We start from the raw sequence: 12,294 nt of genomic DNA, 5'->3' as shown, positions 1-12,294 counted from the left end.
CTATTGCGTGCAGGTGTTGAACTCGTGGGTGCTCAGCTGGAGACCCGGGCCGTGTTCAACCCGTGCTTGCGGGCATCGGCGTCGTCGATATCGTGCAGCGAGACACCGCGGGTTTCCTTCAGGGTGATCACCGCAATCGCGGTGATGGCACAGGCCGCCGCAACGTAGATGGCCACCGGCAGCCAGGAGCCGTAGTTCTTCAGCAAGGCCGTCGCGATGATCGGGGCCATGGAGCCGGCCACGATCGAGGTGACCTGGTAGCCCAGCGAGACGCCGGAGTAACGCATGCGGGTGGGGAACATTTCGGCCATGATGGCCGGCTGGCCCGCATACATCAGGGCGTGGAAGCACAGGCCGATGGTGACGGCCAGGATGATGATCCAAGGATTGCGCGTATCAAACATCGGGAAGGCGAAGAAGGCCCAGGTGGAGCCGAGAATCGCACCGGCGAGGTAAACCGGCTTGCGGCCCAGGGCATCGGAAAGCCGGCCAACCTGCGGGATGACCAGGAAGTGGATGATGTGGGCCACTAGCAGGGCCAGCAGCAGCTGGGATGTGTCGTAGGAGTGCACGGTCTTCAGGTACACGATGGTGAAGGACACGATGATGTAGTAGAGGATGTTCTCGGCAAAGCGCAGGCCCATGGCGCCGAAGATACCCTTGGGGTACTTTTTCACCACTTCCAGCACACCGTAGCTGACGGCCTTGTCGGCTTCCACCTGGGCGCGGGCCTCGAGGAAGATCGGTGCCTCGGACACGTGGGTGCGGATGTAGTAACCGATGATGACGATGAAGGCCGAGACCCAGAAGGCCACGCGCCAGCCCCAGGACAGGAACTGCTCGGCCGGGAGGATCCAGCTCATGCCCAACAGCACCAGAGTGGCCAGCAGGTTGCCCACCGGAACCGCGGCCTGTGGCCAGCTGGACCAGAAACCACGGGATTTATTCGGGCTGTGCTCGGCCACCAGAAGGACCGCTCCGCCCCATTCGCCGCCCACGGCGAAGCCCTGGATGAAGCGCAAGATCACCAGCAGTGCCGGTGCCCAGTAGCCAATGGAGTTGAAGCCGGGCAGGCAGCCCATCAGGAACGTTGCCACGCCGACCATGATGATGGTGACCTGCAGGGTGTGCTTGCGCCCGAGCTTGTCGCCGATCTGGCCAAAGACGATGCCACCGAGCGGGCGGGCGATGAAGCCCACCGCATAGGTCAGGAACGCCGCGATGATGCCGTCGAGTTCCGAGCCTGCGTTCGGGAAGAAGAACTTACCGAAGACCAGCGAGGCGGCGGTGGCGTAGAGGAAGAATTCGTACCACTCCACCACCGTGCCCACCATCGAGGCGGCCACGATCTTTTTCAGCCCGGATTTCTCCGAGACGGGGGTATCGCTGAGCTTGTTGGTGCTCATCAAGGCGCTCCTTATGTTCTGCAGATGTCGGCGTTGATATCGGCATTGCGAGACGGGTCCTGTGATCCATTACACAGGAAGACTTCACTCAGTATGGATACGGGCAGCGGTGTGCAGCAATGACCAGTTGCGCAGAGAATGGGTGCACAATTGCAGATATGAACCTCCACGTTTCCGGGACTACCCCGAACCCCCATCATCTGTTGGTCCTGCTTGCCGTGGCACGGACCGGACGCTTTACAACGGCGGCCGAATCCCTGGGGTTGAACCACACCACCGTCTCGCGCCAAATTGCGGCATTGGACAAGAGCCTCGGCGGCAGGACGCTGGCGCGCACCGTGGGTGGATGGGAGCTAACGGACCTGGGCCGCAAGGCCGTACGCGCCGCCGAGGACGTGGAAACGGCTGTGGCCACCATCAACGCGGGCGAGGCGGAAGCCGATGCGATTTCCGGGGTGGTGCGCATTTCCGCCACCGACGGCTTTAGCGCCTTCATCATCGCGCCTGCGGTCGCCCAACTGCGCCGTGCGCACCCGAACCTCAGCGTGGAAATCGTCACGGTCACCCGACGGGCATTACAGCACCGCTCCGGACTGGATCTGGAGGTGGTGGTCGGTGAACCCCAGGTGCACCGGGCCGAGGCGATCCGGTTGGGCTACTACACCTTGGGCATGTATGCCTCGGTCAGCTATCTCAAGGAGTTCGGCTCACCGGCCGGCATCAAGGAACTGAGCCAACACCGGCTGGTGTACTTTGTTGATTCGATGCTGCAGGTTGACGATCTGGATGCGCCGCGACGGCTGGTGCCCGGGATGCTTGACTCGCTGAGCTCCACCAACGTTTTTGTCCACGTTGAGGCCACGCGGGCCGGCGCCGGAATCGGCTTCCTGCCCTGCTTCATGGCCGATCACCACCCGGATTTGGTGCGCCTGCTGCCCGAGGACTTCGCCGAAAACCTGCCATATTGGATGGTGCTGCGCCCCGACTCGTTGCGTCAGCCAGCCGTGGCGGCGGTGGCACAGGCGCTGCGCCAGCGCACGATCGCGGTCAAGGACGCCCTGTTGGGCATTACGCCGCTGAGCCACTGAGGACGAAGCTCAGGTGAGCACGTTAATCGGTGTTCCGGCGGCCCACGCGGCGATATCCTCGAGAGCACCGGAATAGAAGATCCGGTACTGATCCTCCGTCACGTAGCCCAGATGCGGGGTGGCAATGACCCCCGGAGTTTGCAGTAATCGATTGTTTTCCTTCAGCGGTTCAATATCAAAAACGTCGATGGCCGCCACCTTCGGAGCCCCGGAACCAAGCGCTGCCAGCAGCGCGTCCTGAACGATGATGGCGCTGCGCGAGGTGTTGATCAGGATGGACCCGGGCTTCATGAGCGCCAGCTGCTGCGCACCCACCACCGCGGTGGTGCGTTCGGAGAGTTTTAGGTGGATGGACAGCACGTCGCTGCGGGCAAAAAGCTGCTCCTGCGAGACCAGCTCCACACCCAGCTCGGTGGTCCGTTCGGCCGTGAGGTTCTGGCTGTGGGCGATAACCCGCATCCCGAAGGCTTGACCGATCGTCGCGACCTGGCTGCCCAGCTTGCCCAGGCCGTAAAGACCGAGGGTCTTTCCACGCAATTCGGTGCCCAGGCTCTGCTGCCAGGGCTGGTCGGCGGTGCGCGGCCGCGCGGCGGAGAAAAGCTCGAGATCTAGACGTCGGGCCGCCGCCATGATCAGTGCCCAGGTGTGTTCGCTTGCCGCGGCCGGGCTACCGGAAGTGCCGCACACCGTGATGCCCAGCTCCAGCGCCGCCTGAAGATCGATGGCGGCGTTGCGCATGCCAGTGGTAACCAGCAGCTTTAACGCGGGGAGCCGACGCAGGCGCTGCGCGGTGAACGGGGTTCGCTCGCGCATCATCACCACCACGTCAAAGTCCTGCAGTGTCTCGCAGACGGAATCGTCGTCGTGCCCGAGGAACTCGGTGAAGACGCTGATTTTGCCGTTCAGCGACTCCCAATCGGCCATCGAACGGGCAACATTCTGGTAATCATCAAGGATCGCGATGCGCATGGCTTCATTCTAGGAGTCCCGGGCCGGGTGATCGTGGGCGCGAACCACCGGCAGGTTCGTGAAATTTGGTCCGTCGATTGTGGATGCACCAAAAACGAGTGGCCTCGGAACCTAGTGGTTCCGAGGCCGCCGCACGATACGCGGGTGACTTAGCTGGCTGGCTGGGTCACTGCCGCAACCGAAGCGCTCGCCTGCACCGCTTCACGCAGCGTGGTGGCCGGACGGCCGAGCAGAGTCTCCAAGGCATTGCCCTGGACCAGCAGGTCGCCGCGGGCAATGCCGCGATCGCTGTCGGCCAAGATCCTGGCAAAAGCTTCGGGTACACCGGCGCCGATGAGCACGTGGGAGAAATCCTCCTCGGGCAGGTCCTGGTAGGTCACCGACTGACCGGTGGCGGCGGTAACTTCCTGAGCCAGATCGGCAAGGGTGAAGCTGTCGCTTCCGCCGAGCTCGTGAATGGTGCCGCCCTGGTCATCGGCCAGCAATACGGCCGCCGCGGCCTGGGCAAGATCGGCGCGGGTGGCGCCGTTCAGGGCACCCTCAGCAGCGGAACCAAACACCGACCCGTGCTGTAGGTAGCCGGCCAACTGGTCGGTGTAGTTTTCCAGGTACCAGCCATTGCGCAACAGGGCGACGGGCAGCCCCGAGTTATTCAACGCGCGCTCGGTGTCCTGGTGGTCGACGGCCAGGGCCATGGTGCTGGAGTCGGCATTCGGAATGCTGGTGTAAGCGAGTAATTCCACACCGGCGTCCTTGGCAGCCTCGATGACGTTTAGGTGCAGACTGACCCGGGAACCGGGGATATTTCCGGATACCAACAGGACCTTGTGGACGCCGGTGAATGCCTCGCGCAGCGATGCCGGGTCGGAGTAGTCAATGCTGCGCGTCTGCACACCCAGAGCTGCAAGCTCGGCCAACTTGGCCGGGTTTCGACCACCGGCCACGATCTGGTCCGCGGGCACGGCCTTTTCGAGAAGTGCTTCAACAACAAGGCGGCCGAGCTGGCCGGTGGCGCCGGTGACGAGAATGGTCATGGGGTTCCTTTCGCGGAAAAAAATCTGACTGTCCCTTTGCACAACCGCACGTGGCCGCGATTACTTCCCCAAAAGCATGACGCACTTTGAGGGACGTTGCTTTTGTGATGGAAAGCAGTGGCCTACCAGCAACCCGGTGAACCCAATTTATTTGTGAGTACGCCGGATCCGTGAAAACGCCGGTGGTTGCCAGCGAGCGAAATGACACGGAAGAAAAAAGAAGAGATCCGCACGATTTTCATCGTCCAGATCCCTTCTCATACCGCTGTGCAAAAGCTCTTACTCGGCCGCGGCGGCGTCTTGTTCCGCGTATTCGGCCAAGACCTTCTTGCCGATCTTAAACGCGGTGTTCGCCGCTGGAACCGAGCAGTAGATGGCCGATTGCAGGAAGACTTCCTTGATCTCGTTCGCCGTCATGCCATTGCGCAAGGCCGCATGCACGTGCATTTCGAGCTCTTCCCAATAGCCGCCGGCGATCAGCGCGGTCAGCGTGATGGCGCTGCGGGTGGTGCGCTCCAAGCCATCGCGGGTCCAGATGGTGCCCCAGGCATAGCGGGTGATCATTTCCTGGAATTCGTCGGTAAATTCGTTGGAGTTGTTGGTGGCCCTGGCCACGTGTTCGGTGCCAAGGACCTGCTTGCGGACGGCTAAGCCCGCATCATAGGTGTCCCAGGGGAGGCGATCGGCGCTGCTCATGCGGTTTTCTCCGTGGTGATCGAGGCGAAGAAGTCGTTCAGCAGTGCGGCGGTGGCTGCCGGGTCTTCGGCCGGGGCTAGGTGCGCGGCGGTATCAACGGTGGCGGCTTGGCCATTTTGCGTGTGCTGCGCGATGAACTGGGCATCTGCCGGCGGGCAGACCGAGTCGTGGGCGCCGGCGATCGCCAGGATCGGGTCGCTCATGGTGGCCAGAGATTCACGCAAATCGAAGCCGGCCAATGCGCCACAGGCATGGGCATAGGCAAAGCGGTCCGCATCCTGCAGATTGTGCAGCAGGTCGGTGGAGATCACTGGATTGGCTTCGATGAAACCGGGGGCAAACCAGCGTTCGGCGGAACCGGCCACGACGACCGGAGTGCCGGCCTTGGCCACGAGTTCCGCGCGGTCCTTCCAGCCCTCGGGGGTGCCGATCTTTGCTGCCGAGCAAATGACCGAGAGCCCGGCAAAGGCGCCGGGGAAATCGTTAGCCAGCTGCAGCGCGATGGCGCCGCCAATGGAGACACCGGCGTAAAACAGTGGTGCGGCAGCGGCGATGACCTGATCGGTTTCCAGCGCCTGGATCATGTTGATGACGCCCGCGGCCAGCTCGGCCATGGAGAATTCTTCGGTCGAGGGAACCGACTCGCCGTGTCCCGGAAGATCCCAGGCCACCAGCTGGAAGTTGTCCTTGAGGTACGGCACGGCCGGTCCCCAGAGGGCCAGCGAACCGGTGCCCAACGAGGGGCCGAGAATGAGAGTGGGTAGTTCCGGTGCTGCATGCAGCAGGGATGGGGTCAGGGTAGGGATGCTCATGAGACCTTCCAATCGTTGAAATCGTCGCGAATACGGGTAATAAAGTCGGTGGCCGAGCCTAGGTAGCCGGCCGGGTCCAGCAGGTCATCCAGGAACACGTGGTTGTCCATGTCCGAGGGCAGGACTCCTAGCAACAGGGAACGCAGGGGGGTGCCGGTGCGCAAGGATTCAAGGACCAGCTCTTGCACCGCTGCCTTGCCGCCGTCCACCAAGGGGGCCACCACGGCCGAGATACGCTCGGATACCAAAAGGTCCCCGGACAGGGCCATATTCCGGGCCATGGCCTCGGGGTGAACATCTAGTCCCGTGGCCAGTCTCGCTGCGTGGTGCCCGGCGCCGCCAGCCAAGCGGAGCAGCTCGCGCAGTGGAGCCCATTCTGCATGCCAGCCGCCGTCTGGACGTTCATCCACTGCGGTACCGGCGGCGGTGAAGAGCGTTCCAACGTGGGCGGGGGCGGCAAATGCGGCGTTGCGCAGCAGTACCGAGTGAACGGGGTTCTGTTTTTGCGGCATGGCGGAAGATCCACCCTTGCCGGCCTCGCGCGGTTCGGACAGTTCGCCGATCTCCGGACGGGAAGCGGTGAGTACGTCGGCGCCGAAGGTACCGGCCGCTGCAATGACCGAACCCAGCGCGGAACCCAGGCTCAGTACCGGTTGGCGCACCGTGTGCCAGGGGGCGACCGGGACGCTCAGGCCAAGTTCCGTAGCCAGAGCGGTGGAAAGTTGGTGGGCCCGTTCGGCCAGGGAATGCTCGGATTTGTACGGAAGAGAGGTGCCCAGGCGTTGGTGCAGTGAGGCCAGAGTGCCCACCGCCCCGCCCCATTGCAAAGGCAGGGACACGGCATCAAGGACGCGCCCGGCCGCGGTGAGGGCTGCGAGCCAGTTTGCTGCGCGCAGCCCGAAGACGGTGGGCAGCGCATGTTGGGTCAGGGAGCGCGCCACACACAGGGTGGTGGCGTGTGCGGCGCTGAGTTCGGAGAGCGCTACACCGGCTGTTAGCAGGTCGGCGCGGAGCAGCGTGATGGAGCGGGCTGCCATGAGCATCAGGGCGCTGTCGATCACGTCCTGGCTGGTGGCCCCGCGGTGCAGTGCGGTTGCAGCGGTCGCGGGGGCGCCGGAAGTGGTGAGTTGCGCACGCATCATGCCCAATAGTGGGATCAGCGCGTTGGCCCCATCAGGACCCTTGCCGGCTAGCTCGGCCAGATCATAAAGCTCAACCTTGGCGATATCGGCGACGGCTTGGGCATCAGCGGCGCTGCACAGCGAGGCGTCGGCCTGAACCTTGACCCAGGCGGCCTCCACGTCGAGCATTGCCTGGGCGAAGGCGGTATCCGAGGTGGTATCTGCCACGGGCGTCGCCGCCCACGCTGGGGTCAAGAGTCCGTAATCGGCCGGGAACATGGGCGGTGATTCTCCTGGAGGTCTGTTGATGTGGCTGGCGAAGCTAGATGGCGGGAATGAACTGCCAAAGCCCCCGCAACGCGGGAACTCACCGTGACCATCATCCCGGTTCGGGCGTGAAAACGGCGAGTCCCCGGCGCTCGGGGGCACTTGAGGGAGCGAGTGTTACGACTCGCGCGGGTAGGACAGGAACACGGTTTCGCCCTCGCCCTGCAGCGAGATGTCGAAGCGCAACGAACCATCTTCCTCGCGGGTGGCGATCAACGTTTGACGCGCTTGGGGGTCCAGTGAGGACAGCAACGGATCGTTGGCCAGTGCCGCGGTGTCCTCCGGCAGGTAGATGCGGGTGAACAGGCGGTTGAGTAGGCCGCGGGCGAAGACAGTGAGCATGATGAACGGTGCCTTGCCGGCCTCGGTGGCTCCGGGATTCAGCGTGGTGAAGGTGTAGTGCCCGACGTTGTCCACTGCCGTGCGGCCCCACCCGGTGAAGGTGTAGCCGTCGCGCACCAGCGAGCCGTCCTTGGAGACGATACTGCCGTCCTCGTCGGGCTGCCAGATTTCTAGCAGTGCGTCGGGGATGACGGTCCCGGCCCCGTCGGTGACCACGCCGTGCAGGCGGACGGCGCCGGGCCGGGACTGGTTGACCAGTTCGTTGTCCTTCTCATAGGGAAGGGCATAACCGTAGAACGGGCCGATGGTCTGTCCCGGGGTGGGAGCCAGTTTCAATGCGGCTGCGCCGGTGTTAGGTGACTGAGTCATGTTAGTGATCTCCCTCTTCGTCTTCCATCCAGGTCTGGTTGGACCCGGTCAGCACGATGTCCCAGTTGTAGCCGGTGGCCCATTCGTGGCTGGTGATCGAGTGGTCGTAGGTGGCGACCAACCGGTCGCGGGCATCCTTGTCGGTGATCGCCTGGTAAATCGGGTCAAGGCTGAACAACGGATCGCCCGGGAAGTACATCTGGGTGATCATCCGCTGGGTGAAGTCGGTTCCGAAGAGCGAGAAGTGGATGTGCGCCGGGCGCCAGGCGTTGTGGTGGTTCTTCCACGGGTAGGGCGCCGGCTTAATGGTGGTGAAGGAGTATTCGCCATTGGGGCCGGTGATCGCACGACCCACACCGGTGAAGTTCGGGTCGATCGGGGCAGGGTGCTGGTCACGCTTGTGGATGTAACGTCCGGCGGCGTTGGCCTGCCAGATTTCCACCAGCTGGCCGGCGACCGGGCGTCCGTCACCGTCAAGTACGCGCCCGGCGACCACAATGCGCTCGCCGATCGGCTCGCCGTTGTGCTGGATAGTCAGATCCGATTCCAGGGCGTGCACGTCGCGCTCGCCGAAGGCGGGGGAATGCAGCTCGATGGTCTCGGGGTCCACGTGGTGCAGGTTCTTGGTGGGGTGGCGCAGCAGTGAGGAACGGTAGGGAGCGAAGTCGATACGCGGCTGCGTCTCGGCTTTCTTCCCGTCAACAACTAACTGGCGGTAGGCCTCATGGATGTCGGCGATCTCGGTGGAGATGGCTTCCTGGGAGAGCGTGGTGGCTGCTGGATCCAGCACATGCGAATCGTTGAACGTCTCGGGTGAGGTGGTTTCGGTGCTCACTGCGTGCTCCTTTCGGTGGGGGCGTGCGGAGATGGTGGAGAAAAGACGGGAGAAGGCTAGGAGTGTGGCCAGCCGGTGTAGGACTCGGCTAGGTATTGCTGCCCATAACGGGAGGAGGTGACGGTATCGAGTTCGCCCAGCGCGCGCTTAGCCATAAATGGGTCGGCGTTCACCGGGGTGTGCAGCATCGAGGTCATCCAGTAGGAGAAGTTCTGCGCCTTCCAGACGCGTTTCAGCGCCAGATCGGAGTAGCCGTTCAGCAGCGCCGAGTTCTGGGTGGAGTAGAACGAGTCGATGGCTTCGAAGAGCACCTTGACGTCGGCGAAGGCCAGGTTCAGGCCCTTGGCACCGGTGGGCGGGACGGTGTGCCCGGCGTCGCCGATCAGGAACATCCGGCCGTGGGAGAGCGGTTCGCGGACAAAGGAGCGGAACTTCAACACGGTCTTGTCGAAGATGTTCCCGGTCTTCAGGGTGAAGCCGTCGGACCCGTCGACGCGGCGCTGTAGTTCGTTCCAGATCCGGTCATCGCTCCAGGAATCCACGTCCTCGTTCGGGTCGCACTGGAAGTACATGCGCTGCACGGTCTCCGAGCGCTGGGAGATCAGGGCGAAGCCGTGTGGGGAGTTCGCGTAGATCAGTTCAGGGGAGCTCTTGGGGGCCTCGGTGAGGATGCCGAACCAGGCGAAGGGGTACTCGATCTTGAAGTCTTGTGTGCCGGGAACCGCGCGGCGGCAGAAGGACCGCGAGCCATCGGCGCCGACCAGAATGTCGCAGTGCACCTCGAAGCCGTTGCCGTCCGCGTCGGTGAAGTGGAACTTCGGGGTCTCGGTTTCCAGGTCGAAGACCGCGGTGACCTCGGAGGAATAGCGCACGTCGCCGGCATCGCGTTTACGGGCCGCGGCTAGGTCGACGAAGACCTCGTTCTGTGCGTAGAGCGTGACGGTGGCGTCGACCAGGTCGGTGAAGTCCAGCGGGTGGGATTCGCCGTTGAAGCGCAGGTCGATCCCGGTGTGCTCGTCGCCATGGGTCAGTACGCGTCCGTTGACGCCGGAGTCGGTGAGCATCTTGACCGAACCGGCCTCCAGGATGCCGGCTCGGTGGGTGTTGCGGATGGTCTCGTGATCACGGGACTCAACAACGAGGTTTTCGACGCCGGTCTTGGCCAAAAGATGCGAGAGCATTAATCCGGCGGGACCGCCGCCCACGATGCCGACTTGAGTCTTGATGATGGTGCGCGCTGTACTCATAAGCAGGATCCAAGTCTTTCTACCGGGAGGTCATTGGCCGAAACGCATCGTTGCGCATGGCTCGCGGTGTCCTCGGTGGTGAAGTGTCTGGAACCAGTCTGTGGGCACGCTCACCGTCGATGCATCAACAGTCTCATTGAATGATAATTGTTGATGCGGGTGATCGATGCGAGTGCGGTGCCTACTCAGGCAGGGTAGATGCGCACCGCGGTTGCCTTGAGGACAAAAAAGACCCGCATCCCGGGTTCAAGGGCCAAATCTGCCAGGGCAGCAACGGTGATGTCGGCGGCCAGCTGCCCGGCCCGCACTCGAATCGCATCACCGTGCGGCTCGATCTCGGTGATGGACGCGGTGAGCATATTGCGCGGGCTGCCATGTGGGGGATCCAGATAAATGGAAATATCCGCAGGAGAGAAGGTCGCTGCCGCCAGGGTGCCCGGCGGCAGCGGGGATTCACTGGTACCGGCGATCAACCCGTAGTCGGTATCAATACCTTCATCCCGTGTTGGTCCAGTGATCAGGTTGAGTCCCGAGAGCCCTGCGGCAAAACGCGAACGAGGCCGGTTCAGCACCTCGAGGGTTGGTCCGAATTCGATAATGCGTCCGCCCTCCAGAATCGCCACCTTATCGGCCAACATCAACGCATCAAGCACGTCATGGGTGATGATGATGGCGAAGCGGTGCGCCAATTCGCGCTTGAGTAGTCGACGCATCATGGGCGCGGAATGGATATCCAACGCGGCCATGGGCTCATCTAGCAGTAAAAGTTCGGGCGAGGTGGCCAGCGCGCGGGCCAAGGCAACACGCTGCGCCTGCCCGCCCGACAGCTGGTCGGGGCGCCGGGAAGCAAATTCTTCGGTCTCCGTGGCGGCAAGCCAGTCACGGGCACTGCTGCGTGCGGCTGCCGCGCGAACCCCCTGACTACGCTGTCCAAAGGCGACATTTTCCAATGCACTGAGGTGGGGAAAGAGTAGTGGTTCCTGGGCCAATAGTGCGGTTTCGCGGGAGTGCGGGGGCAACCAAGTACGTGCAGGTGCACCGAGATCAAAGAGCACGCGCTCGCCGATGGACGCCTTGCCTGCATCGGGGCGCAACAGGCCAGCAATGATCGCCAGCAACGTCGATTTTCCTGCTCCATTGGGCCCCAGCACGGCTAGAGTTTCACCAGGTTCACAATGAAGTGAAACATCGAAGTCGCGGCTGGCAAGGGTTGCCTCGAAATGAAAGCTCACTGGGGCACCTTTGCCTTCGTCGTTCGCTGAGGGTTGCCGTAAGCGAGCCCGACAACAATTGCCGCCACCGCTACTAAGACCAGTGAGAGTGCCACCGCCGCGTCGGCATCACTCTCGCGCTGTAAGTAGATCTCCAGCGGTAGGGTCCGGGTGACTCCCTCCAGTGATCCAGCGAACGTCAAGGTTGCGCCAAATTCCCCGAGGCTGCGGGCAAAGGACAATACTGCACCAGAGGCTAGACCGGGCAATACCAGTGGCAGTGTCACGCGGCGCAATACCGTGGTCGGCCGGGCGCCCAAGGTGGCGGCGACCGCCTCGTATTTACCCCCGGCGGTACGCAGTGCCCCTTCGAGGCTGACCACCATAAATGGCAGTGCCACAAAGGTCTGCGCCATGACCACAGCGGTGGTGGAGAACGCTATCTGAAACCCCGCCAGCTCAAGGCTGTGGCCAAGCAATCCCTGACGACCAAAGGTATAAAGCAGCGCGATGCCGCCAACCACCGGCGGAAGCACCAGCGGCAGCAGGATGAAGGCACGCAGAAGTTGTTGGCCTCTCAAATTCCCGCGTGCAAGCACCAAGGCCAGGGGGATGCCCAGCACGATGCACAGCACCGTGCTGGCCGCCGAGGTCCGTAGGCTCAGTCCCAACGCCGTCAGTGAGGATTCGGAGGTGATGAGGGGGATGAACTGGGACCAGTTGACCTTGGCGACCATGGCGAGCAGTGGGATCAAAACAAAAGATGCCCCCACGCCAGCCACGGCGTAGATCCAAGGGGGAACCGCGGTATACCCGGCCGGGCTGCGTCGGTTCACG

General features: G+C 63.0%; 12 protein-coding genes. 1 reads left to right on the top strand and 11 read right to left on the bottom strand.

Annotation, left to right across the window (positions count from 1 at the left end):
- Nucleotides 1-32 precede the first annotated feature (32 nt).
- Nucleotides 33-1,406 (bottom strand): MFS transporter, encoded by a 1,374-nt coding sequence (locus tag HED64_RS04725; RefSeq protein ID WP_168150896.1) that lies wholly within the window; start codon nucleotides 1,404-1,406, stop codon nucleotides 33-35.
- A gap of 158 nt (nucleotides 1,407-1,564) precedes the next feature.
- Between HED64_RS04725 and HED64_RS04720 the strand changes: the two genes are divergently transcribed.
- A complete protein-coding gene (locus HED64_RS04720) occupies nucleotides 1,565-2,494 on the top strand; it encodes a LysR family transcriptional regulator (RefSeq protein ID WP_245325623.1) in 930 nt (309 codons plus the stop codon).
- 9 nt (nucleotides 2,495-2,503) lie between these two features.
- On the opposite strand, the gene HED64_RS04715 is transcribed toward HED64_RS04720, so the two are convergent.
- The 10 genes from HED64_RS04715 to HED64_RS04670 form a co-directional block, all read right to left on the bottom strand.
- Entirely contained in the window at nucleotides 2,504-3,463 is a 960-nt protein-coding gene (locus HED64_RS04715) for a D-2-hydroxyacid dehydrogenase family protein (protein ID WP_168150894.1), read from the bottom strand.
- Nucleotides 3,464-3,612: 149 nt separating this feature from the next.
- Complete coding sequence (locus tag HED64_RS04710; protein ID WP_168150893.1) at nucleotides 3,613-4,497, bottom strand: SDR family oxidoreductase; 885 nt, start codon at nucleotides 4,495-4,497, stop codon at nucleotides 3,613-3,615.
- Nucleotides 4,498-4,776: 279 nt separating this feature from the next.
- Nucleotides 4,777-5,193, bottom strand: coding sequence for a 4-carboxymuconolactone decarboxylase (gene pcaC, locus HED64_RS04705; protein WP_168150892.1), 417 nt, complete (start codon nucleotides 5,191-5,193; stop codon nucleotides 4,777-4,779).
- The gene (locus tag HED64_RS04700) at nucleotides 5,190-6,005 is read right to left on the bottom strand and encodes an alpha/beta fold hydrolase (protein WP_168150891.1); all 816 of its coding nucleotides are present in this window, start codon (nucleotides 6,003-6,005) and stop codon (nucleotides 5,190-5,192) included. Before HED64_RS04700 ends, pcaC begins: the two co-directional genes overlap by 4 nt.
- Nucleotides 6,002-7,405, bottom strand: coding sequence for a lyase family protein (locus HED64_RS04695; protein ID WP_168150890.1), 1,404 nt, complete (start codon nucleotides 7,403-7,405; stop codon nucleotides 6,002-6,004). Before HED64_RS04695 ends, HED64_RS04700 begins: the two co-directional genes overlap by 4 nt.
- A 165-nt stretch (nucleotides 7,406-7,570) precedes the next feature.
- Nucleotides 7,571-8,164 carry a protocatechuate 3,4-dioxygenase subunit alpha gene (pcaG, locus tag HED64_RS04690; RefSeq protein WP_168150889.1) on the bottom strand — a complete coding sequence of 198 codons (594 nt, stop codon included), beginning with the start codon at nucleotides 8,162-8,164 and terminating at the stop codon, nucleotides 7,571-7,573.
- A 1-nt stretch (nucleotide 8,165) separates the two neighbouring features.
- Nucleotides 8,166-8,999 (bottom strand): protocatechuate 3,4-dioxygenase subunit beta, encoded by an 834-nt coding sequence (pcaH, locus tag HED64_RS04685; RefSeq protein WP_168150888.1) that lies wholly within the window; start codon nucleotides 8,997-8,999, stop codon nucleotides 8,166-8,168.
- Nucleotides 9,000-9,055: 56 nt separating this feature from the next.
- Complete coding sequence (locus tag HED64_RS04680; protein WP_168150887.1) at nucleotides 9,056-10,246, bottom strand: 4-hydroxybenzoate 3-monooxygenase; 1,191 nt, start codon at nucleotides 10,244-10,246, stop codon at nucleotides 9,056-9,058.
- Nucleotides 10,247-10,431: 185 nt separating this feature from the next.
- Nucleotides 10,432-11,478: a sulfate/molybdate ABC transporter ATP-binding protein gene (locus HED64_RS04675; RefSeq protein WP_168150886.1), complete on the bottom strand. Its 1,047-nt coding sequence runs from the start codon at nucleotides 11,476-11,478 to the stop codon at nucleotides 10,432-10,434.
- Nucleotides 11,475-12,293, bottom strand: coding sequence for an ABC transporter permease (locus HED64_RS04670; protein ID WP_168150885.1), 819 nt, complete (start codon nucleotides 12,291-12,293; stop codon nucleotides 11,475-11,477). The genes HED64_RS04675 and HED64_RS04670 overlap by 4 nt, the downstream gene beginning before the upstream one ends.
- Between the last annotated feature and the right edge of the window lies 1 nt (nucleotide 12,294).

Origin of the sequence: Paeniglutamicibacter terrestris (assembly GCF_012271785.1) — a bacterium.
Classification (GTDB): Bacteria; Actinomycetota; Actinomycetes; order Actinomycetales; family Micrococcaceae; genus Paeniglutamicibacter; species Paeniglutamicibacter terrestris.
This window is presented reverse-complemented; position numbering and strand designations above follow the sequence as displayed.